This is a genomic window from Flavobacterium sp. RHBU_24 (assembly GCF_046613695.1).
Classification (GTDB): Bacteria; Bacteroidota; Bacteroidia; order Flavobacteriales; family Flavobacteriaceae; genus Flavobacterium.
In genome coordinates this window covers 14,099-39,056 of sequence record NZ_JBKJHD010000018.1, presented here as the reverse complement: position 1 = coordinate 39,056, position 24,958 = coordinate 14,099, and the positions used below count along the sequence as shown (strand labels likewise).

The 24,958-nt window shown below is 46.1% G+C and carries 8 protein-coding genes; 1 reads left to right on the top strand and 7 read right to left on the bottom strand.

The window, feature by feature from the left end:
* Nucleotides 1-196: 196 nt before the first annotated feature.
* On the top strand, nt 197-955 hold the full coding sequence (locus ACLI09_RS14985) for an SDR family NAD(P)-dependent oxidoreductase (protein ID WP_411420450.1): 759 nt from the start codon (nt 197-199) through the stop codon (nt 953-955).
* A gap of 175 nt (nt 956-1,130) precedes the next feature.
* On the opposite strand, the gene ACLI09_RS14980 is transcribed toward ACLI09_RS14985, so the two are convergent.
* The 7 genes from ACLI09_RS14980 to ACLI09_RS14950 all read right to left on the bottom strand — a co-directional run bounded on the left by ACLI09_RS14980 (nt 1,131) and on the right by ACLI09_RS14950 (nt 24,912).
* On the bottom strand, nt 1,131-2,219 hold the full coding sequence (locus ACLI09_RS14980) for an MBL fold metallo-hydrolase (RefSeq protein WP_411420449.1): 1,089 nt from the start codon (nt 2,217-2,219) through the stop codon (nt 1,131-1,133).
* Nucleotides 2,220-2,297: 78 nt separating this feature from the next.
* Nucleotides 2,298-2,672, bottom strand: a complete 375-nt coding sequence (locus ACLI09_RS14975) for a septal ring lytic transglycosylase RlpA family protein (RefSeq protein ID WP_411420448.1) — start codon at nt 2,670-2,672, stop codon at nt 2,298-2,300.
* Between the two features lie 2 nt (nt 2,673-2,674).
* A complete protein-coding gene (locus ACLI09_RS14970) occupies nt 2,675-3,148 on the bottom strand; it encodes a septal ring lytic transglycosylase RlpA family protein (protein WP_411420447.1) in 474 nt (157 codons plus the stop codon).
* 77 nt (nt 3,149-3,225) lie between these two features.
* Nucleotides 3,226-3,660 (bottom strand): hypothetical protein, encoded by a 435-nt coding sequence (locus ACLI09_RS14965; RefSeq protein ID WP_411420446.1) that lies wholly within the window; start codon nt 3,658-3,660, stop codon nt 3,226-3,228.
* Between the two features lie 229 nt (nt 3,661-3,889).
* A complete protein-coding gene (locus ACLI09_RS14960; RefSeq protein WP_411420445.1) occupies nt 3,890-7,705 on the bottom strand; it encodes a discoidin domain-containing protein in 3,816 nt (1,271 codons plus the stop codon).
* Between the two features lie 655 nt (nt 7,706-8,360).
* Nucleotides 8,361-12,191, bottom strand: a complete 3,831-nt coding sequence (locus ACLI09_RS14955; RefSeq protein ID WP_411420444.1) for a hypothetical protein — start codon at nt 12,189-12,191, stop codon at nt 8,361-8,363.
* A gap of 757 nt (nt 12,192-12,948) precedes the next feature.
* Nucleotides 12,949-24,912 carry a T9SS sorting signal type C domain-containing protein gene (locus tag ACLI09_RS14950; RefSeq protein ID WP_411420443.1) on the bottom strand — a complete coding sequence of 3,988 codons (11,964 nt, stop codon included), beginning with the start codon at nt 24,910-24,912 and terminating at the stop codon, nt 12,949-12,951.
* Between the last annotated feature and the right edge of the window lie 46 nt (nt 24,913-24,958).

The window sequence follows — 24,958 nt, the reverse complement described above, 5'->3', positions numbered from 1 at the left end:
TTGTAAATCCAAAATTTCAAAACACAAAACACAAGCACGAATCCGAAATTTCTCGCGGTACTACTTGATACTTTGTACTTAATACTTACTACTATTTTTTTAGTAATTTTACGGTATTAAGTAATGCAAGATATTTTAGGGCAATACCGGATTAACATTACAACATTTAAACGTTAAACATTACATCACCTCATATATGAAAAAAACCGCGTTAATAACCGGGGCAACCAGTGGTATAGGCAGGGCTACCGCACGCCTTTTAGCCCAGAACAATTTCCGTATTATCATCTGCGGGCGCCGCGAAGACCGCCTGGCCGAACTCCAGGATGAGTTCTCAGCACTTACCGAAGTAGAAACCCTGAACTTTGACGTGCGTAAAAAGAAGGATGTGGAACGGGCCATGGCATCGCTGCCGGCCGACTTTAGGGATATTGATGTGCTGATAAACAACGCCGGTAATGCCCATGGGCTTGACCCTATTGAAAACGGCGATACTGACGACTGGGATGCTATGATAGACATTAATGTAAAAGGCCTGCTGTATGTAAGCAAGGAAATAATACCGGGTATGGTGGCGCGCAAAAGTGGGCATATCATCAACATAGGGTCTATTGCCGGGAAAGAAGTATATGCAAATGGCAATATATACTGCGCCAGCAAACACGCCGTAGATGCCATAAACCAGGGCATGCGCATGGACCTGAACCAGTATGGCATTCGCGTAGGCGCCATTAACCCCGGTATGGTAGATACCGAGTTTAGCGAGGTGCGCTTTAAAGGCGACCGCGAGCGTGCCGGCAGCGTATATAAAGGCTTTGAGCCACTGCATGCTGAAGACATTGCCGATATAATTGTGTTTGTAATTACACGCCCCTACCATGTAAACATAGCCGACCTCCTGGTACTGCCCACCGCACAGGCCAGTGCTACGGTAGTAAATAAAAAACTGGAGTAGAGATGCATAAAATGCATCTCTGAAAGTCCTCAGAGCAGCTACACTCATATGTTTTTAATTGCGAATTAGCCCTGATATGGTATTTGCTTACAAAACTATATCCGTCCGTTGGCTCCCCTCTCCTTCGGAGAGGAGTCGGGGGAGAGGACTTTAGAAAGAGCAGAGAAGATAAAACCTACTCAATCCCTTCCCACCACCTTTCAGACAAAAATGCCCCATCAAGCGGCAGTTTCTGCCCTATTAACGGTGTAAGAATAGGGAATTGCAGGCGGGCGGCTTCGGCAGTAACGCGGTTTATGGGTTCGTCCCAGTCGTGCAGCCCAAGGCTGAATTTTGCCCAGTGCACGGGCAACAGGCGTTTAGCACCCAGTACTTGAGCAGCGCTTACTACTTCTTCCGGCAGCATGTGTATGTAGCGCCATGCTGTATTGTACTGCCCGCATTCCAGTATGGCAAGGTCAAACGGCCCATACTCCTTCCCTATTTTCTCAAAATGTGTATCAAAGCCGCTGTCACCGCCTAAAAATAAGTTGAAATTTGGCGTCTTTAGCGCTGCGGAAATCCATAATATTTGGTTACGCTTTAAGGTGCGCCCGCTAAAGTGCCTGCCGGGTGCAGCGGTAAAGGTAAAACCGTCGGTAAACGTTATACCCTCATACCAGTCGAGCTCCGTTATTTTATCTGCATCATAACCCCAAAACTCCAGGTGCGCGCCTGTCCCCAGTCCGGTAATTACCTGTTTTACTTTCGGAAGCAATTTTTTCACCGTTTCGTAATCAAGGTGGTCCCAGTGGTCGTGCGATATGAAAAGGTAATCAATATCGGGCATATCTGCAACATCATATACATCGCTGCCCGGATAAGCCTTAGTGCCGGCCACCGGCGAGGCGCTTCCGCTAAAAACAGGGTCGGCCAGTATGGTTTTGCCATCCACCTGAATAAAATAGGACGAATGCCCAAACCACACAAGCACATTTTCTGTGGGCGTTAGTTTCTTAAGGTCAGTCTTCACCGACGGTACTGGCTGAGAAGGTTTACTGCGGGCGCTACGCTTAAAAAAGAAACGGTACAGTATTTTGGCCATACTCTCGCCTTCCGCAAGCTGCGGGGTGTGGCTAAGGTTCTGGAATGCGCCGTGGCTAAAATTAGGGGAAGCTTCTACGCGATCCTGCCGTTCGTTTTGGGGCTTGTAGCCAAACATGGGCAGGTTAAAAAATATTACTACGGCAAGCAACAGTAGTGATACCAGTGTGAGGATTATCATTTGTGCTGATTTTCATTCAAAAATACGAAAAAGAAAATCAATACACCGGGCAATGCTAGCGTTTGGAAAGTTTTAAGACTATTTGGCTATTTCAAGGCTTACGGTAATTTTGCCGTCGTTTTTATTGGCAATTTCCATAAAGGCTTTTTTAGAAAGGTCTATATCATACCCTTTTGTAAAAGGCCCGCGGTCGTTAACCGTTACTACAACACTCTTACCATTAGCGGTATTGGTAACTTTTAATTTTGTGCCGAAAGGGAGTTTTTTGTGTGCGGCGGTATACTTACTATTACTGAATTTTTCGCCGCTGGCAGTTTTCTTGCCGTTAAATTTATCGGCGTAGTAAGTGGCAACAGCTTTTTTATCATAACTGCTGTACGAAGCTTTTTTGCTACCGCCACACGCTGTAAGTAGGATACTGAACAGTATTAAAAAAGCAATCTTTCTTGCCATCCTTATGCTTTACCTATAATTTCCAGCTTTACTTTAAAGGTGCCGCAGCCTTTGCTTGGCGCAATTTCCATAAAAGCTTTTTTTGTAAGGTCTATCTCAAGTTTTTTGCTAAACGGCCCACGGTCGTTTACTTTAACATCTACAAACTTACCGGTTTTTTCGTTAGTAACGCGCAGCATAGTGCCAAAAGGCAGTTTCATGTGGGCGGCGGTATATTTAGTATTGTGAAATCTTTCGCCGCTGGTGGTTTTACGTCCGTTAAATTTGTCGGCATAGTATGTTGCCAGAACATTACTTTTATAAGGCGTGAGCGATTCACAGGCTTCAGTTACTTTTTCCGTGGCAACCTCGGTGGTATCAGTGGGTATAACTGTAGTTTTTGCAGCCACCACAGATGTTATATCCGTATGTGGGCAAAAAGCTGTTACAATAAACAACATTACCGCTGTACTGAAAATAATTATACTATTCTTCATAATAAAATATTTTTGTCCGTTAGTCTTTCAAATAGCCTGCCAATGAACGCCGGGGAACTAAGCCCCTTTTTAAACGGTTAGCTTAACCAGGCGCTCCACGGTATACGGCTTAGCAGCAACACTAATCCTATGGCATAAAATACCGTGATTTTTTTAAATTTGGCGTTATCTGTTTCCGCCTTTTTATGTTTAGACCAACCTATGGTTATTAATACAAGTGCAATGATATTGATAAGCGGGTGCTCTACCAGGTATAGCCTTACGTCTTTATGCATAATACCACCATCCAGATGTTTTGCAGTTTCCCAAAGTGTCGACAGGCAAAGCATAATGATTCCGAGCAACATTTGCACGTGCGAAAATATAAGGGCAATAAGCGCTATAGAGCGGTCATTTTTTGCAAAAGGCTTGTTTTTAGACAATCCCACGAGCGAGTTTAAAACCGCGATAAGCAGGAAGAAAAGTACGCCAAATGCCCAGTAAGAATGCAGCTCTTTTATGTCAGGATACATACGTTTATCAATTAATCAGGAAAGCAAATATAAGCAATACATGTAATAAAAGCTGCACCAAAACTATGTTAACGAGTTGTAAATGCGTTTTTTAGAATGATTCTAAATATTGTTTTGTTATTTTATCCCCTGATTTACAACACTAAAGCCGAAGGTTTAGCAATAAAAAGTAAAACCCCAAAGCGTTGCGCCTTGGGGTTTCCTAATTTTGGGGTTTAATTTTAAAAGATTATAATATAATCTTTTTGGTGGTTTCGCAGCCGTTAGCAAGTTTAACTTTTACAATAACCGCATGGTGCGTTGCACTAAATGAGCCGGTACTAAAGGTATTCTCATTAATGCTTTGAGAAGTAAAAATATTCCTGCCCAGCAAATCGAAAACGGTAACTGAAGCAATTGTATCAGTGGCGCTGATGTTAATGCCGGACTCGTTATGGTATACAAGTACATTGGCATTCATTTCCGGTGTAGCGGTTCCTAAAGCATTTGCCTGGTACACTACTTCAAAGCGGCCTTCAAATGTGCCTGCTTCGGTAGTAAAGGTGTAACTATTAGTACCCAGGTTGCGTATAATGCCCTCCTGAAGGTCTTTAAGGTAAATTTCCTGGCCCTGGGCAAAGATGCCGTCCATATGGTCAATACTTATGGTATATTGGCCTGCGGCAGGGGCTGTAAAGCCCATAGGCACCACATCTGAAGTTTCAAATTGCGGCCTTGCCTGTATGGCAAGTTTATTATCTGCAGCTGTAGAATATAGCGAAATACCTGTTGTAAACGTTTTACTGTCGTAGCCATAATCTATGCCTGTTGTGGCCTGTTCCATGTAAGCTATAAGCGCCTGGCTGCCACTGCCGCTTTGCGATGTCATATTAAGCCAGTAGCGTGAGGCTGTACTTGCCCCCGACCTAAAGAAGGCCTGGGTTGCCGGTGTAGCACGGCGCATAGAGTTTGTAAAACTAAGCACGGGTTCGGCAAGGTTTTCTTTTGCCCGCACTATAAAGCCCTGGCCCGGTGCTAACAGCCAAGAGGTGTTATTACCCTGGTAGTAAGCACTAAGCTCATCATTAAGTTCGCCATTGCCATTTGTATCGCCCGGAGGTGCAACCAGCCCGGAAAGGTTAAGGGTAAGGTATGACGTGTTATCAGAACCGTTCCTTTTTCTCCACAGCCAGATACCCGTGTCTGTTGCCAGTTTAGTGCTGTTATTGGTTAAGAAATCATACACGCTTATGGGCGACGCATACGGGTTACCCACCGCAGTAAAGCAGTTGCCCTGCTGGCTAAGCGCCGGGGTATAGGGGCCATTATTTGGCACACCGTTAAAAATACCGTCAAAAGAAATTGGATTAGCGCCTGTATTATAACCGCTTGCATCATCAACATTTGGCATACGGATAAGATAGGCCTTTGCCGGTTCAAAATAAGTAGTTAGGGGGTCTACCGGCCAGTAGCCTTCCACATAGGTTGCACCAGCATCAGCTGTGTCATACGCATATTCATAAAAACGGTTGTTAGAGGTAGCCATAGCGAATGTCCTTAACGTTTGCCCGGTAACCGGGGCAGACCATAATGTATAGTCTAACCTGTAAAGCGGGTTAGAAATCTTGTGCTGTACAATTTTTCCCGTATTTTCTACATTATTAACCTGCACCAGCGCACCGTTATCCTGAATAGTAAGCGTTGCTATAGGGGCTATCGCAACCTCGTTTACTACACTTAGTGTGGCCCCTGTGGCTACGGTTAGTGTAGCGCCTGCATTTAGTGTAAGGCTGTTTGCATAAGCCATACCGCTGCTAATAACAGGATTAGCGCCTGCCGCAAGCACTACATCGCTATAAGCCGTAGGAACTGAGCCCCCGCACCAGTTAGAAGCGTTAGCCCAATCGTTGCCGGCGGTTCCGGTCCAGGTAAAACATGGGTCTTTTATTTCTATCCAGTTAACGTTATACTGTTCTGCAGCAGCTTTTACCCTTAGCTTTTGCTGGCCTGCCTGCAGGTATACGGTTTTGCTTATCGTTTGCCATACCTGCCAGCCGCCTGTATTGGGTATGTTTACCGTGCCCAGGATACTGCCGTTTGAAGAATATTCGATAATACCTGTAGCGGCAATACTGGATACCCGGGCATCTATAGTATATTCTCCGGCAGTTGTTACCTCAATAGCATACTCCATCCAGTCGTTGTCATCTATAAATGATACGTCAATGCCGCCGCCAGTGTCGGCACAGGGTTCGGTTTGTACCCCGATCATGGCATACCAGTTTTCGGCCTCTATTTGCGCCGGCACGGGGGTATAGTCAGTTGGGGCTTGGCCGCATATCCCAAATTCATATATTGAGTAGCCATAAGGGGTGTTGCGTGCCGTAGCATCCATCTTTAGGTAGCGGTATTCGGCTCCCACAACAATATCGTCAATGCGGTGATTGCCAAAGGGGGGCATGTTTGTTTTCGTGGCTATCAGTGTCCAGTTTTCGTTATCTACAGAACCGCTTAGCGTATAATCTTTAGCATTGGCGGTTTCCCAGTCTATTTTTACAAAGTCTATAGTATCTACTTCGCCCATATCTATGGTAAGTGTTTGCGGGTCGGTTGCAGCGCTTTCCCAGCGTGTACCAAGGGCACCATCAACTGCGGCGGCGGCATTGCCTGATGTAGCGATAGCGCTGTCAGCCGCAAGCGGAGAGTCGCATACTAATGGTTCCGGCCCTTCCGGCCCTTCAATTACGTCGCCGCACACTTCAAACTCCCATATCGAGTAGCCGTAATAGCCCCCATTAACTGCGTTACGCACAAGGCCGTCCATTTTCAGGTAACGGTAATCAGCCCCTACTACTATGTCGTCTATACGGTGGTCGCCATAGGCTGGCATATTGTTTTTTGTGGCTATCAGCGTCCAGTTAGTGCCGTCTAAAGAGCCGCTTAATGTATAGTTTTTAGCGTTAGCGGTTTCCCAGTCTATTTTTACAAATTCTATAGTATCCAGCTCACCCATATCTACAGTAAGCGATGCCGTAGGTGAAATACTGCTTGCCCAGCGGGTGCCATGGTTGCCGTCTATGGCAAGCCCGGCAATATCAGCGCCTGATGTAACCGTGACGAAGTCGGCTGTAAGCGGGCTGTCGCACACCAGCGGTGGTTCAGGTTCTTCCGGTTCGTCATCTACACCCACACATACATCAAATTCAAATATAGAATACCCGTAAGTGAGGTTTCGTGCCGTACCGTACATCCTGAGATAGCGGTAATTGCCATCAATATTAGTAATATTATCGGTGCGATTGCCTCCCGGCATATTAGTATAGGTGCCAATGGTAACCCACTCAGTACCATCTACAGAGCCACTCAATATATAGTCTTTAGCATTGGCCGCTTCCCATGAAATAGTTACTTTTTTTACAAAATCAACAACGCCCATATCTACAGTGAGTGTTTGAGGGTCTGAAAAAGCACTCTCCCAGCGGCTGCCGGTAAGATCATCAATAGCCAGGGCCGCGTTGCCCGAAGAAGCTGTTGCCGATGCTGCTGCTGCTACAGTACAAGTGGGTGCTACAATTGCGGTTGAACATACATAAAACTCCCATATAGAGTAACCATAAGGAAGGTTGCGCAAAACTCCCTGCATTTTAAGATACCGGTATGACGCGTTTATACCATTAATCACATCGGTACGTGCCCCCATAGGCATATTAGATTTTGTGCTTATCACCGTCCAGTTCTCGTTGTCATCAGAACCGCTTAGTATGTAGTCTTTCGCATTGGCGGCTTCCCAGTCTATAGAAACGGAATTAACGTTTACTGAAGCGCCAAGATCTACTGTTAAACTCTGGGCATCGTTAAAGGCGCTTTCCCACCGGGTTCCGCCATTGCCGTCTATAGCCATTGCCGCGTTGCCCGATGTAGCTGTTGCGCCTGCGGGAGTGAGCAACGTGCAGTCCGGCGGAATGGGGTTAGGGTTGTTCTCGAATGCAAATGTGCTTAGAGCACATGTAAGCGTTATGCATAAGCATAGTAGCTTAATTTGCCATTGTAAAATAATTTTATTCATAAAATAGATGTTTTGGAAGACACAAATATATTGCTAATTAGATATTTATGAATAAAAAACATATATATTTTAGATATGTGTAAAAAAATATAGAATATTTGAGAATTGTATATTTAATAACAGCGAAATGCTGTGGCGTTGTATAGGTAAAGCGACAACGTTGTAGTTAATCGTATTTCTGTGCCGATAATCGGATTTATGTTTTCAGGTCTTTAATGCATAAATTATTAAGTATATGAGCGAGGTTTATAGTAAACATTGCTCTTGCTCAAAATCTAAATGGAGGTCTTCCGCAGGTTTTACAATAAAAATTGAATTGGATTTTACAGAAAAATTAAAGGGCAGCCAATACGGCCACCCTTTACTTGCATCCAACTAAAAAATTACTAAAACAATTATAATGCTGGCATTATAATATATCATTATCGCCTTGCGGCGGGGTTATGCTAAAAAATAAGCCCCGGTAACAAGCCGGGGCTAGCATCCAACTAAAAAATTACTAAAACAAATTGTAGTTAATTAAGCTACAATTTTATTGTGTTCCCTTTTTACGGGTGTGTTTTTAGTGCAAAGAGCGTGCCGGTAAAAAAAGCCCCCCGGTACACCGGCCATACAAGGAGGCTTATATATCTAATGTACTAAAGATATAATGAACTTAAAGTATCATTAACTTTTTAGTAACTACCTTTTGGCTATCTAACGTTACTGTAACTATAACCACCTGGTGCAAAGCATTTAATACTGAAGATGAAAACTCTACGTTGTTTACCGCAGCATCCTGGTAAAGCACTTTACCCGTAATGTCATATACAACTACTGATTTTATGTTTTCAGGAGCTACAGCTTTCACCTGGCCGCCTGCATTATATACCATTACTTCTTTGTTTATGGCAACTACCGGCTCAGTACCCAGCTCTTCCTGTGTGGCGGTTGTATACAGTACTGTAAACCTGTCGTTAAACTGACCCGCCTCGGTTGTAAATGTATAGTTGTTTGCAGTAAGCTCGCGGGTTATGCCTTCGGCATTATCTTTAATATATACCTTTTGTCCGTTTGCAAATGCACCGTCGGCATGGTCTAAGTTTATTGTATAAGTACCCGCTGCCGATGCTGAGAAGCCTAATGCTACCTGATCTGTGATAACAAAGTTACCGCGTGTTTGTATGGCAAGGTTAAGTGTATCTGTTTCAGTATGCATTACGGTATAAAGGTTTAGCACACTTGTAGATAACATTTCGCCATCATATCCGTTTTCATAACCTATAGAAGACTGATTGTTATAGCCTATAAGTGCCTGGGCAAAAAGGTTATTATCGTTTGTTATATTAAGCCATACACGGTCAAAATGTGGTGCTCCTTCCGCTTCTTCTCCTGTTGGCTCAGCTGTGGCTGACCTAAAGAAGCTTGGGCTGTGTGTTTCAAGGCGCATGTTGTTTCTGTATACAAGTTCTTTATCAGCCGCGGTTGCTTTTACAAAAAAGCCCTGAGCAGTATTTAGAGAACCTTTAGTGTTTATGGTATATGGGTCTTGTATAAGGTCGTTACCGTCTTGTGCGCTTCCGCCCGGTGCTGCGTTCGCCACATATCCACCAAGGTTTACAGTAGCATAGCTTGACTGGCTGGCATCGTTTGTTTTTCTCCATAACCATATTGTACCGTTTATCGAATTAATGTTAGCGTTTATAAAATCTGTAACGCTAAGTGGCGACGGATAAGGGTTACCTACGGCATTAAAAGCATTTGCCGCGCTGTAGTACTCAAGAGTTTTCCTTATTGTCCCTGTATTTGGTGTACCCACAAATACGCCGGGAAAAATAATCCTTGCACCACCTGTGTTGTATCCCGGTGTGGCATCGGCGTTAGGCATACGGATAAGTACAGACCTTAAAAGTTCAAATTTAGCGGTTAATTCAGGTAGTGGCCAGTAGTTGCTGGTTTCAGTATGATAGTCATAAAAACGTCCGTTTGAAGTAGCCATAGAGAACTGGCGAAGCGTTTGGTAACCTGTAGCCCTTGAGTCAAGTACCGGTGCACACCATAATGTATAGTCCAGCCTTTTAAGCCTGCTGCTGTTACGTTTTATTGTTGCAATACCGCTGTTAATATCATCTTCAATCTGTACCAGGTTAGAGCCGCTTTCTACGGTAAGGCTACCTGTAGTTTGTATGTTTACGCTGTGTGTTACCGTTATTTCGCTGTTTCCGCCAAAGTTTACGCTTGCACCGTTAAGTACATACATAGAGCACGCAGAGAATGTACCTCCGTTTTGAGTAAAGTTTCCTGCTGCAAAGATAGCGTCTTTAGTAGCATCAGGATTACCGTTGTTCCAGCTGGTTCCATTCCATGTTGTAGAGCTGTCGCAGTATACACCCGCTGTACCACCACCTGTAGGGAAACCTAAAGCGCCAAACTCATCTGCACCCATATCAGGGTTAGTGGTATTTCTTACCTGTCCGTCAATGTCTTTAGTTACACTGTTTAAAACTGTGGCAGTTCCGTCAAGTGGTGCATTAGCACTGTCGTTTTCGTTAATGTGAAGGTTTGTAGCGCTTACAAACACAGGATTGATGTTTACAGAACCCTGCTCTTTACCGGTAGTGCTTGCCCAGCCTGATATTGAAGTCTGGTACTGGTTAAAAGGGTTACCATCTGGGTTTGTGCCAAGGTAACCTATATACTCACCATAAATGTTATTATGGTCAAGGTTAGTAAAGCCTGATGTATTTTCCAGTTTTAACAGTACACCAAAGCTTTGGGTAGGTGCTGAAGCCGTCTGTGTGTTTACAAATATATTGTTTCTTACATCAAGGTTTGTAGCGGCTTCAACAAAAAGGGCAGCTGAATAACCGTTTCCTGAACCATCCTGAAGTTTATTTTGAAGTACTGTATTGTTGTAAATTTTGTAGCCACCACCTGTATGTACCCATATACCGTAACCGCCAGCCATATATGTATTACCGGCGTTATAGCCACGCACGTCTCTAACAAAGTTGTTTTTAATTAATATATTAGAAGCGTTAGCTGTAGATGATAACAGGATGCCTGCAAATAAATTACCTTCGTTAACTACTTTTACTACGTCTACAATATTATTTCTTTCAATAGTACCATATGTAGTGTTCTGGTCAACATAAATGGCTGATGATTTTAATGAGCCTCCTGTACTGTTCCTGTAAATGTTATGTATATAATTACCGCTTACAGTAAATATAGTTACATTTTTCAACTTAATGCCCTGTAGGATGGTTTCGGCATTAATTGCTTCACCCATATCGTTACCGTTTATAGTAACATTAGTTGTTGGTGTGTTGCCGCCATTAATAAAAACGGCCTGTTTTACATTCCAAAAGTCGTTATTAAGTATGCTTATTTTATTATTAGCGGCGCTGGCAGTAGCATCTTCTGTTACAACAGTGTTATTACCTACAAATATACCTGCACAAAAGTTGTAGTCGGCATTTTTCTTGAACATGTCAATTTTAGCATACTTAACTGTAATGTTTGTGGCAGGGTCGTTTCCGTTAGATGCTATCCATACTACTGCCCTGTTAGCATCACCACCACTGGGTTGCTGATCCTGGTTGTATATTGTAAGGTTGCGTGTGGTTCCGTTAGTAGCGTTGCTTCCATCAAATATTATGTTATCTGCGCCATTAATTTTAAATACTGCAGGAAGTAAGGTTACAGCTGCATTTATAGAGGTGTTTACACCAGGGGCAGGTTTAAATGTTACTGTGTTAGTAGCAGATGAACCGGGAAATGAGTTTATTGTAAGGGGAAATGTTTCGGTAGCAGCAGTATAAGTAGGGTCTTTAAACAAAAATGTTACCGGGCCAGAAACACCATAGCTGTTAAGGTAAGCTATTGCGGATGTGATGGTGGCAAACTGCGGATAGGTAGACTGCTGTGTAGCACCTATTACATAAGTACCATTTAACGGGGTAGTGTTAAGGGTACCTGAAACAGTTATATTTTTAATAAATCTTGAGTTTCCATGTCCGGCATATATCCTTACTTTAAGTGTTTTGCCTGCAGCCACAACTAACGGAGTGCTGAATGTTTGATTATTACTGTAGGTAGACCACTCATTTTCAGGATTATTATTTACACTATTATTATATGTGTTACCCAGTGTGGTTGCAAAGTTATCTGTAGAATATTGTATCCTGTGCTTCCTGGCATCGCCCCTATACTGAAAATTTACAGAGGTTACAGAAAAACCGGCAGTGGTGGAGATTGCAAACTGAACATATTTAGTATCATCAAAATTTCCTGTAGTTGGCCATCCGTAAGTAGCTACGCCATTTGAATCGCCTGTAGTGGGAAAAGTAATATTGTTTCCTGTAAGTGAAGTAGCCGTAAGGCCACTTGCAACGTTACTTGGGGTAAGGGGATAAGGCCAGTCTGATACGTTCCATGTGGCCAGTGTGCCTTGAGATAGGGCAAAGAAAGGTACTAGCAGTACTAATAATAGTGCTTTTTTCATTTTAGTAATTATTTAAATTTTAGGTAGTTAAGGGGGGCTTAACTATTTTTAGGATGCGGGTGCAAATTTACTATAAAATTTCTCGTTAAAAAAATATTTGTTAAGATTTTTTCAGATGAATTTCGCTTTTAATCGTTGAAATGCATTTACGGTTCAATTTAAGCAAAGGCAGGGGGCTAACCTCCTTTGCCTAATAGCATTAGCTTAGGTAACTAATATCGCTGCGGAAAGAATTTTTTGAAAGTCATTTTTTGAATTTGTTTTTTGTTATTTTTAGTTATTTAGGATGATGCTTTCAGGTGTGCCTCACGGTTGTCCTGTTTTGTCGCAGCAAAGATACGTTTGCTGTTTGACTGATATATTTGCATTTCGTCGATAGTACTACTTAGTCCGTTAAACTGTAGGTAAGTGTCGATGAATGGTTTTTAATTGACAATACAACGCGGTGTGACTTTATTTCAACGAGGCAAAGAAACTGCATAATATTCTAATTTTAACTTTTTTTTAATAGATAAAATATAGACAGGCATAAAAAAATTTTATTGTATTCTACCTAAAAAACAAGCATTTACCGATTAAACACAATTTTAATAGACAAAATACATAGACATTATAGCACAAACCTATTAAAAACCATTAAAGATATCTTAACAAAAAAATTGTAATTAAAAGTTAATTGGATTTAAACTAAAAAAAGGCCCCCGCTGCAATTGCAGCGGGGGCCTCTTATTTTTGGAGTTTATTTAATGTGCAGCCGTTAGAAGATGATGCGTTTAGAAACCACACCTTTGTCGGTGGTGATTTCTACTATAAGTACCTGCTGCTGTACGTTTAGGTTGCCTGTAACCGTTTCGGTAGCGTTTATGCCCTCTTGGGTGTACAGTTGCCTTCCACGCACGTCAAATACTTTTACGCCACTCATCAGGGCTGTGCCGGTGTTGATGATTATCGCCTCGCCCTGCTTAAACACAACTACACTGTTTGCATCAAGTACTGGCGTGGTGCCAAGGGCCGATGCCTGGTAGTGTACCTCAAAGCGGCCCTCAAAGTTGCCTGCCTCGGTGGTAAAGGTATAGTCATATTCGCTCAGGTTGCGCAGCACGCCTTCCTGAAGGTCTTTCAGGTAAATGGTTTGCCCCTGGGCAAACAGCCCGTCCATATGGTCGATGCTGATGGTGTACTGCCCTGCCGCAGGCGCGGTAAAGCCCATAGGCACCACATCGCTTACCTCAAACCCGGGCCTTGCCTGTATGGCAAGTTTGTTGTCTGCCGCAAGGGAGTACAGCGCAAGTTCAGCCGTGTTAAACACTTTACTGTCATAACCGTAGTCTATACCCATGGTGCCGTTTTCGCTGTAGGCTACAAGCGCCTGGGTACCGGTGCCGTTTTGGGCAACCATGTTCAGCCAGTAGCGTGATGCCGTGGTGGCAGCCGTACGGAAGAAGGCCTGCGCACCCGGTGTGGCACGGCGCATGCTGTTGGTAAAGCTTATTGTAGTGGCCGAAGGCTGTGCCTGTACGATAAAACCCTGTGCGGGTGCTATCAGCCAGTTGTCACTGTCGCCCTGGTAGTAGCCGGAAAGCTCTGCATCCAGCGTGCCGTTGCCGTTGGTATTGCTTGGCGGGGTTACCAAGCCACTAAGGTTTAACGTAAGGTATGAGGTCTCTGAAGCATTCTTTTTCCTCCAGAACCATAAACCGGTATCGGTAACCAGGTTGCCGTTGTTGGCCGTTAAGAAGCCCTCAAGGCTTATAGGCGAAGGGTAAGGGTTACCCACGGCGGTAAAGCCGTCGCCACCGTCTACCGTAGCAGGGTAATAGCTGCCGTTATTTGGCTTGCCGGTAAAGGTACCGTCAAAAATATAGTTGCCGTCTCCCGCTACATATTCCGCAGGGGTGGTGGTGCCTGTACCTGTAGTGCCTGTTACATTTGATGTAATGGTGTTTGGCATACGGATAAGGTAGCCCGTGGCTTCGGTAAAGTAGGTAGTTATAGGGTCTACCGGCCAGTAGCCCTGTACATACGCGGTGCCGTTGAAGGCATAGTCATATATATAAAAACGGTTGTTAGAGGTACCCATAGAGAACGTACGAAGCGTTTGGCCCGTTATTGGCGCAGACCACAGGGTGTAGTCCAGCCTGTAAAGCGGGTTAGTAAACTTATGGAACTCTATTTTACCGGTGTTATTATTTGCAGTGGCAGCGGTGCCCTGTACTATGGCGCCGTTGTTTTGTACAATTATGTTACCCGTTGTGGTGTTGCTGGCTATGTTGTTCTCCACACTAAGCGTTGCACCGCTGTTTACCGTAAGCGTAGCGGCAGCATCGGTAATGGTAATGCTTTTTGCGTGGGCAACGCCGGAGGTAATAACCGGTTTATTGGTTACGTTAGGGATAACAACATTATCTGCTGCTGTAGGTATAGTGTTTTCACACCAGTTTGTACCCTCATTCCACTCTGTACTTGTAGCACCCGTCCAGGTTTTATCTGTAAGGGTTACTGTAACTGCAGCCCTTGTTACGCTTTCGCATGCGTCAATGGTTTGCGAGGCATAGTAAGTACCTGTAGTAATTACTGTTTCCGGAGAAAGCGGCATACCTCCTGTTGCTGCCGCATACCACTGTATGGTGCCTGTACCGCTTGCGGAAAGGTTACCTATAGTGGACGTTGCTGAACAGAATGTTTGTGGTGCCGCAGATGGTGCCGCAGGCTCGTTAACAGTTACTGAAACGGCTACGCGCGCACTCTCGCAGCTTGTAGTTCCATCTGTAGACGTTACATAGTAAGTGCCTGTGGCAAGTGCTGCAGACGATGCAAGTGGCGAGCCGCCTGTAGATACGTTATACCATTTAAGGTTGGTTCCGGTAGCTACTAATTCGGCCACGGTGGCTGCATTACAAAATGTTTGCGATGAAGCTGTAGGTGCGGTAGTGGTATTTACCGTAATGGTTACCGGTGTAGCAGTTGTAGTACAACCTGCAACCGAAGTAACCGTAGCTGTGTAAGTAGCCGTAGCCGCAGGCGAAGCATATACAGTGGCCAAAGCGGTACCGGTATACGGTGTAGTACCTGCCGCATTAGTATACAGGCCGGTAACAGGCGCCCATGTAGGTGGCGCATCGGCGGCGTATGTTATTGTAATGGATGCAGAAACTAAGGTGCCAAGGTCGCCTGAAGCATCGTCATACGCTATTACAGACCAGTTTCCGTTTGCAACGGTAAATAAATCTGAGAATGTAGATGTCAGGTTTGTGCCAAAGCTTCCTTTAAGATTTGCTGCCACTGTACCATTGGCCCTATAAGTACCAGTTATAGGCGTCGCTGTTGTAGAAAGTACCGCCGCCGTATTGTCTGATGTAATAACAGCATTTACATACGATCCGGTTGCGGCGGGGCCCTGGTCTGCCGCAAGGGCAATATATTTACCGTTTGGAGCCCTTAATACAACTTCTGAGTCATTTAACCAGGAATGGTTTAAGTTAAATGTTACATTAACCCTCGAAACTACCGCTCCCGCAGGAATCCCTGCAACAACAAGGTTTTGGGTAACGCCCGTAGCCGAGTTGTCTGGTATGGAAAGGTTAACCGTTCCTGAACTTACCGTTGTGGTTAATCCTGGAACATTACCTCCTGTGGCTGTTAATGTAGCTACCGTACCACTACATATTGTAGTAGCAGACGGAGTAACCGTAACTGCTGTAGGCAGCGGGTTTACCGTAATGGTAAATGTTACCGCAGTTCCTGTACAACCGTTAGCCTTAGGGGTTACTGTAATAGTAGCAGTTCCTGCGGCCGTAGGTGTAAATGCAGGTATGCTGGTTACACCTGTTTGGTTTGATAATCCAATAGAAGTACCACCTGTTACATCAAACGTTACACCAGTAGGGGTACCGGTAAGCGCTATAGCGCTTATGGAAACACCATAGCAAACCGAAACGTTAGCCGGTGCTGTAGCAGTAGGTGTAGGGTTTACAAGCACGGTAGCAATGTTGCTGGTTGCGGCGGCACCGCAGGAAGGGGTTACAACCACATCATAATCGCCCGATGCTGCCGGTAACGCGCCCGTTACCGTGTAGGTGCTGCCCGTAGCACCGGTTATATTGCTGCCCCCTTTTCTCCACTGGTAGGTAAGCCCCGGGCCTGTAGCGGTTACCGAAAGGGTAAAGTTGCTGCCCTGGCATAGTGTTGTACTGGCCGTAGGCTGTGCGGTAATGGTAGCGCCGCTGGTAGTATTTACCGTTACAGACGATGATGCCGAACAGCCGCCTGGCGAAGAAACTACAACCGTATATGTGGTAGTGGCCGATGGTGAAACCGTAGGGTTTTTTACATTTGATGTAAACCCTGCAGGGGTGGATGACCATGCGTAAGTAAGCGCGCTGTTTGTTGGCGTAAAGCTGTAAACAGTGCCTGTGGCAGGCTTAGCACTTAAGTTGTTAGTAGCAGTTGTACTGCTTACCGCAGGGGTAGTTATACTGCTAAGGTTAAGGTAGCTGCCTGCGCCGCTTCCTGTGGGGGCTCCTATGCCTATGCTCGCCGAACCAGATGCCACAGCGCCTGATTCACTACGGTATATGTACTCTATTTTATTAGAGCTTTCATAGAGTTTTGCCTGGAAGCTTATTACAGGTGTAGTAGAACCCCAGTTCCATTCCCAGTTTCTCCACTCTACAGTAAGCACGCGGTTTGGCGCGCTACCTGTAACTTCGTAGCCGGCATAAGAACCGCCAGTAGCATTACCGTCAAGGTCATCCCATAGCGGTGCAATAATAGGGCGTATTGCTGTATTAGCGGTACTCAGGTTGTTAGTTCCGGTAGCTGTTGCAGTGGTGCTTAATGAAATAAATCCGTCAGAAGCCATCCTAAACTGTGTATAGTTAACGCCACCATAGTTAAAGGTAAAACCTATATTTTGCGTAGCGCTTATCGCAAAATCTGCCTGTACGGCGGTTAGCTGTGTAGCTGCACCGCTTACCTGTGTATAAGTGCCGGTTGAGGCCGCAAAGTTATAAGCAGTTACCGCAGGGGTAGTAAAAGCCTGCGATGCATTTACATCTAACTGTGCAACGCCGGTAGTGGCACACACTTCGGTAACGTTAGTGGTTGCAGTAGCTGTAACCGCGGGGTTTACAGTAATGGTTACCGTAGCTGTACTGGTACATCCACCGGCGCTTGTGCCGGTAACGGTGTAGGTAGTAGTAGCTGTAGGGCTTGCCGTTACGCTGGCACCTGTAGTGGCGCTCAGGCCTGTAGCAGGAGACCACGTGTAAGACACAGCTCCGGAAGCGGTAAGGCTAACTGCAGTACCCGGGTTACAGTACGTGCCAGATGATGGTGTTACTGCAATAGTAGGAGCAGTTACTGTTAGTGTCGCAGGATCTGATATAACCGTTCCACACGGAGCGGTTCCTGTTATTACTGCACGGTAGTAGTAAACTGCCTGTGGCGTAGTAGCTGTTACGGCTGCCGATAGGGTAGCTGTAGTTGCACCTGTATAGGTTATACCCCCTGGCGTAGCATTTGCCACGTTTGCCCAGCCGGTAGTGCCGTCGGCAGAATATTGCCACTGTATTGTACCGTCGCCGGTATAAGCTGTAGTAAATGTTTTAGTACTGCTTACGCCAAAACATGCACTTTGTGCTGCTGGCTGGGTAGTAATAGCAATTGCTGTATTTATGTTTAACAAAGCGCTGTTTGAGTTAACAGTATTTGTTCCGTCTGAAACCTCAACCCTGTACAGGTAGTTGTCCTGTGTATTTGTTGTAAGGCCGGTTAGCGAAAGCACATCTGTTGTAGCGCCCGCATAGGTAACACCACCTGTAATACCATCTGAAAGCGGAGACCAGCTTGACCCGCCGTTAGCAGATTCCTGCCACTGATAGGTAAGGCCTGTGCCTGTAGCCACTACTGTAAATGAAGTACTGCCGGAAGATGTACATACATCAACACCTGAAGGCTGGGTAGTAATACCCACTGTACTTACGTTAAGTGTAGATGCAGGTGTAGAAGTTACAGAGGCACATGGTGCTGTGCCTGACACTACAACCCTGTACAGGTAGCCGTCCATTTCGGCAGTAACGCCGGTAAGGGTAAGCGTAGCTGCGTTAGCACCGCTTATTGCTGCCCATCCGCTGCCGGTGTTTTCTTCCCACTGGTAGGTAACGTTGCTTCCTGTTGCCACTACTATATAAGTAGCTGTAGCGCCGGGGGTTACTGACTGGCTGGCAGTTACTGATGTAACAGCAGGGGCTGCATATACATCAACAGATTTAGTTTTCGTGGCAGAACAGCCGCTGTTAGTTACTGTGTATGTAATAGTTACTGTACCGGCAGATACGCCCGTTACTACACCCGTTGAAGCATTAACAGTGGCAACATCATTGTTAGAGCTGGTCCATACACCACCCGCTGTAGCAGATTCGAGTGTTATGGTATTTACAGTACATGCCGCAGAAGGGCCTGTAATATCGGCGACCGTCGGTGTAATGTTACTTACGGTAACGGTTGATGATGATGAACATCCTACTGTAGAAGTAGCTGTGGCTGTATAGGTAGTGGTAACAGTAGGCACAGCATATATGGTAGCGGTAGCGCCACCGGTGTAAGGTGTAGTAGCTGCGGCATCTGTATACAATCCTGTAACAGGTGACCATGTAATTGCTGAAGGAGCAGAATAGGTTATTACAATAGAAGCAGATGTAAGTGTCCCTAAATCTGATCCCGCATCGTCATACGCAATTACTGTCCAGTTACCGTTTGTAACGGTAAACAGATCTGAAAACGTAGTGGTAAGGTCAGTCCCAAAGCTTCCTATAAGGTTTGCTGCCGTAGAAGCATTTGCCCTGAAGGTGCCTGTATAAGGTGCTGTACCGCTGGAAAGCGCAGGTGCCGCGTTATTTGAAGTAATAACTGTATTGGTATACGAGCCAGCACCAGCGGGGGCCATGTCATTCGCAAGAGCGATATACTTGCCGTTAGGGGCCCTTAATATTATTTCAGTATCGTTTAGCCATGCATGAGTAAGGCTAAAGGTAACATCAACTTTTGTAATTGTAGCCCCTGCAGGAATGCCTGATATAGCAAGTGGCTGGGACACACCTGTTGCAGATGCATCTGGTATTGCAAGGCTAACAGTGCCTGAGCTTGCCGTTGCAGTTCCTAGCACAAGGCCTCCCGTAGTTGTAAGTGTAGCTACGCTGTTGTTACAAACCGTAGGGCTTGACGGAGAAATTACCACGGTTGTAGGGGTAGCACTTACAGTAACCGTTACTGTAGCAGTGCTTACACATCCGTTAGCATTTGTGCCGGTTACGGTATAGGTAGTAGTTACCGAAGGGGTAGCCACAACTACTGCACCGGTTGTAGCGCTTAGGCCTGTAGCAGGAGACCAGCTATATGTTGTGCCTCCGGTAGCGGTAAGTGTAACGCCCGTGCCAGGGTTACAATAATTAGATGAACTGGCCGTAACGCCTATAGTAGCAGGTGCTACAGATAGCGTAGCCGCTGCTGTAGGTACAGCCGCACATGGCGCAATGCCGCTTATAAGAGCACGATAATAATATGCGCCTGCGGGGGTGCCGGCTGCTGTATTTACAGTAAGAGTAGCTGTGGCCGCGCCGCTGTAAGTAACACCGGCCGGAGTGGCAGCAGCCACACTTGCCCATGAAGTTCCGTCAGCAGAGTATTGCCACTGTATTCCCGAAACAGCACCTGTATAGGCAGCTGTAAACGTTTTTGTAGCCGCCACACCTAAACATGCATTTTGTGAGGCAGGGCTTGTGGTAACCACAATGGCCTCATTTACTGTAAGGGTAACTTCGCTCGAAGTAGCAGTGGTAGCACCCGAATCGGTAATAATTACCCTATACTGATAGCCGTTATAAGCAGTTGTAATATCACTAAGCGATAATGTGGTAGCGGTCTCACCGGCCAGGTTTGCCCAGCCAGAGCCGTCATTAGCCTGCCACTGGTAGCTTAGGCCTGAACCCGTAGCCGCAACGCTGAATGAAGCTGTACCGTCTGTAGAACAAATGGTAACATCAGCGGGCTGAGTAGTAATGCCTATGGTGCTTATTATTAAGTTAGCCGCATTTGAAGTTGCACTGGCGCATGGTGAAATGCCCGATACAACCACACGGTACTGGTATCCGCTCATTGATAAAGTAACACCGCTCAAAGAAAGCGTAGCAGCGGTTTGGCCACTAAGGTCAAGCCAGCCGCTGCCGGTATTTTCCTGCCATTGGTAAGTAAGGCCTGAACCTGTAGCGCTTACTGTAAACGTAGCAGTAGATCCTTCGGTAACCGTTTGATTACCGCTTGCTGATATAATTGCAGGAGCGCTATTAATTGTTATATCTGTAGTTTGAGAAGCGCTACAACCATTTGTTGTTACCGTATAAGTAATAGTAGCGCTACCTGCGGAGACACCTGTTACCACACCTGTAACAGCATCAATGGTAGCGATACCGTCATTACCTGTAGTCCATACGCCGCCGGTTGTGGCAGAGTCAAGGTCGAGGGTGGAACCTATACATGTGCTTGTGCCGCCTGTAATAGCCGCAACTACCGGTGTATTGTTAGCTACCGAAACGCTGGCTGTAGTGGGGCAGCCACCCGGGGTGGTAACCGTTACAGTATAGGTAGTGTTAGCTGTTACCGTAGCGGTAGGGTTAGCAACACTTGATGTAAACCCGGCCGGAACCGATGTCCATGCATAGGTAAACGCGGGCTGCGGAGGGGTAAAGCTGTATACGGTACCTGTTGCCGGTTTAGTGGCAAGGCTTGTTACCGATGTACTGCTAACTGCAGGCGTTGTAACGCTGGTTAAGTTAAGGAGGGTATTAGTACCACCCGATGCAATACCTATAGTAGCGCTGGCGGTTGTAGGGGCAGCAGCTTCGCTACGGTACACAAACTCTATTTTGTTTGTGCTTTCATAAAGTTTTGCCTGGAAGCTTATTACTGCTGCGCCTGCCTGGTAATTCCATTCCCAGTTTCTCCACTCCGCAGTAAGCACCCTGTTAGGGGCTGTGCCACTTAGTTGGTATCCGGCAAAGCCGCCGGCTCCGCCGCTGCCGTCAAGGTCATCCCATAGCGGTGCTATTATTGGCACAAGGGCTGTACTCAGGTCGTTATTTAGTGTAGATGCGGTTACAGCAGGGTTTAGTGTAAGGTATCCGTTAGAATCCATTACAAACTGCGTGTAATCTACACCGGCGTAGTTAAATGTAAATCCGATAGGGAGTGCGGCACTTACTTCGTCGTCACCAAGTATAGAACTTACTGCAGTAGCGCCACTTAATGGTGTATATGTGCCGGAAGACGCTGCAAACTGGTATGTATCCACGTTTGCAGGTGTTGTAAACGGTACGCTGGCAGCCGCACTTAGTGTTACAGTTTGGCCTGAACATACTGCCGCCGATGAAGATGTCGCGGTAACACTGGCCGAATTACTAATGCCTATAGTTATGGTAGCCGTATTTATACATCCGTTGGCATCTGTACCTGTTACGGTATAGGTGGTAGTGGTAGCCGGGGTTGCTGTAACCACGGCGCCGGTTGTGTCACTAAGGCCTGTAGCCGGAGACCAGGTATAGGATACACCACCTGTAGCGGTAAGTGTAACGCCGGGCCCGGGTGTACAATAGGTGGCCGAACTTGCGGTAACACCTATGGTTGCTGAGTAAACAGATAGTGTAGCTGCGCCTGAAGGAACAGCAGCACAAGGTGCAGTGCCACTTATAAGCGCACGGTACTGGTAAGTACCTACCGGTGTGGTGGCTGAAGTGTTTACAGTAAGGGTGGTTGTGCCCGCACCGCTGTAGGTAACCCCCGCAGGGCTGGCAGCAGCCACACTGGCCCATGAAGTTCCGTCGGCAGAGTATTGCCACTGCAAGCCCGAAGCAGCCCCTGTGTAAGCAACCGTAAAGGTTTTAGTGTTAGATGTACCAAAACATGCCGACTGTGCCGTAGGGCTTGTTGTAACCATAATTACCTGGTTAACCGTAAGGGTAACCTCGCTTGAGGTAGCTGTTGTAGCGCCAGAATCGGTAATTACTACACGGTACTGGTAGCCGCTCATAGCTAAAGTAACACCGGTTAAAGAAAGGGTAGTGCCGGTTTCGCCACTCAGGGCTGCCCAACCTGCGCCGGTATTTACTTCCCACTGGTAGCTAAGGCCTGTGCCGGTAGCCGCAATGCTAAATTCAGCAGTAGCATCTGTAGAACATATAGCCACATCAGCAGGCTGTGTAGTAATGCCTATAGTGCTTATAGTTAAGGTAGCAGCAGCTGAAGTTGCGGCAGTGCAAGGCGCAGTGCCCGACACCACAACACGGTACTGGTAGCCGCTCATGCCTGTAGTAACACTGCTTAACGATAGCGTAGAGGCTATTTCGCCACTCAGGTCTACCCAGCCGCTTCCTGTATTTAGCTGCCATTGGTAGCTAAGGCCGGAGCCTGTAGCACTTACGGTAAATGTAGCGTCAGAGCCTTCGGTAACGGTTTGGTTACCGCTTGCAGAGGTAATGGCCGGAGGGCTTGATATTGTAATTTCTGATGTTTGCGAAGCAGAACAGCCACTTGTTGTTACCGTATAGGTAATAGTAACTGTACCCGCAGACACACCTGTTACCACTCCCGTAGCAGCATCAACTGTAGCAACGCCATCATTAGATGTTGTCCATACACCGCCGGCTGAGGCAGAATCAAGATCGAGGGTAGCACCTATACACGTAGTTGTGCCGCCTGTAATGGCAGCAACCACTGGTGTATTGTTAGTTACAGTTACACTGCCTGTAACAACACATCCGTTAGTGTCTGTAGCTTTTATATAATATGTTGTAGTATCGGCTACAACTATGTCTGTTAGGCTTTGTGTAGTACCAATGCTGCTTTCTGCATCTGTAGACCATTGGTAAGATGTAAAAGCAGGTACCGCATTTCCGGTAAGTATAAACCGTGGCCTGTTTGTTCCTGTTGCGTCGGCTGTTACCATAGCTAACTCTGCAGCCGGTGTAACGTTGTCTGACTGGTCGTAGGCAGAAGATGTAAAACCTGTGTCGTCTACTTTCAGCGTGCTGCCTGTTGCAGTAAAGGCGCCCGGAACCGAACTCCATGAAAAAGTAAGTACAAGGTTTGAAGTCCCATCCCAATAAAAAGAACTGGCAGAACCTGACCCCGTACCAAATGTTAAAGTATTAACTGTGTTAGCTACCGGCGTAAAACCATTGTTAGTTCCGGTGGCAAGGTATACCTGGGTACCGGTACCTATAAATGTAGTTGTTAACGCTGTTGCCGTTGTGGTATTTACCCATAGCTGGAAACCCGTGTAGGTTTGCCCCGAGGTGGTAGGCTCAAAGCCAAGAGATGTGATATTTCCGGCAGCAAGGCCTAGAGCGCTTAGTTCGGATGCCCTGATAAGGTATTGCGTTTTTGCGCCACCCCAAGACCCCGGTAGGAAAGAAACCCCGGCAGCAGATGATGTTGCTGATCCCGCTCCCAGAGCTAATGCGCCAGACCTTATAAACGTACTGCTAAGGTTTACCGTATCGCCCGCACACACCTCAACGGCGCTCGATATAGCAGTAGCTGTAATACCTGTTAAAGGTTCATCGCTATACGAGGTTCCTGCAGATGATGCAGGCCCGGTGGCATTTGTAGCGGTTACCGAATAGGTAATGGTTCCGTTGCCGGGTGAGGCAGCCGGTATTGTGGCTGTCCATGTGCCAACGGTCGTTGCAGTACCTGTACCGGCAGTCATGGTAACTGTAGCGGCCGTACCTCCGTTAACCTGGTAACTCAGTGTAGGGGCACCTGTAAGTGTGCCGTTAGGGTCTACTGTTACTGTTACTGTATGGCCAACAGCCGCACACTGGTTAGCTGCCGGTGAAAATAAGCTGTATGCTACAGTGGGTATGGGTGGCGGTGTAAATGTAAATTTTTTGTTCACCAAATCCGTTGTGGCACTTATACCATTGTTAGCTGTACCTGAAGAAACTGTAGAAGGAGCCGCCGGTGTTACGCTAAGATAGGTTGTTGCATTTTGGGTTAAACCAATAGAGGCAGACAAAGCGCCCGCAGCGCCCATAGTACCGCCATAAATAATCTCCACTACATTTGTAGTTTCGTATAGCTTTATCTGAAAGGAAGCAAGCTCAGTATCGGATGTACTGCCCCCGCCGCCTATGTTTATATTATTATAATCTACCGTAAGCACCCGGTTTGGGGCAGAGCCGGTAGTTAAATAAGATATGCTACCACTGTTACGGTTATTATCGTCCCAAAATGCGGCAATAGCAGGACTAAACGTCGCATTTGTCAGATTATTGATCCAGGCTGTTCCCGGCATTGCTGCGCCAAGCCTTATAAACCCATTGGTTGTTAAGGAAAATGTAGTGTAATCGGTTCCTCCATACTTAAAGGTGAAGCCAATGTTAATTGCATTCTGTGTTCCGTCATCTCCGGTCGCGGTAGAGTTTGTACCGCCGCTTAGCGCGGTATATGTTGCAGCCGACTCGGCAAAACTGTAAGTAGAAATATCCTGCGACCAAACCCTACCACTTACCAGTATCAAAACTGATGCTGATAATAACGTAACTTTTGCCGAAAATCTTTCTTTTGCCGGAATTAAAATATTCCCGGAGCGCAAAAATGCTATCAAAAGCATTAACCCGTTTTTATACGCGGAAGCATCCCAGATGGGCCGCGTATAAATCTTCATTTTTTTTGCGGCAGTTTGTGTTCCTGCACACGACAAGTAATTTTCT

Bases quoted from the DNA above. Each gene is read 5' to 3' on its own strand.
- ACLI09_RS14970 (WP_411420447.1), bottom strand. From the start codon at position 3,148: ATGAAGAATAGTATAATTATTTTCAGTACAGCGGTAATGTTGTTTATT.
- ACLI09_RS14950 (WP_411420443.1), bottom strand. From the start codon at position 24,912: ATGAAGATTTATACGCGGCCCATCTGGGATGCTTCCGCGTATAAAAAC.
- ACLI09_RS14965 (WP_411420446.1), bottom strand. From the start codon at position 3,660: ATGTATCCTGACATAAAAGAGCTGCATTCTTACTGGGCATTTGGCGTA.
- ACLI09_RS14980 (WP_411420449.1), bottom strand. From the start codon at position 2,219: ATGATAATCCTCACACTGGTATCACTACTGTTGCTTGCCGTAGTAATA.
- ACLI09_RS14960 (WP_411420445.1), bottom strand. From the start codon at position 7,705: ATGAATAAAATTATTTTACAATGGCAAATTAAGCTACTATGCTTATGC.
- ACLI09_RS14955 (WP_411420444.1), bottom strand. From the start codon at position 12,191: ATGAAAAAAGCACTATTATTAGTACTGCTAGTACCTTTCTTTGCCCTA.
- ACLI09_RS14985 (WP_411420450.1), top strand. From the start codon at position 197: ATGAAAAAAACCGCGTTAATAACCGGGGCAACCAGTGGTATAGGCAGG.
- ACLI09_RS14975 (WP_411420448.1), bottom strand. From the start codon at position 2,672: ATGGCAAGAAAGATTGCTTTTTTAATACTGTTCAGTATCCTACTTACA.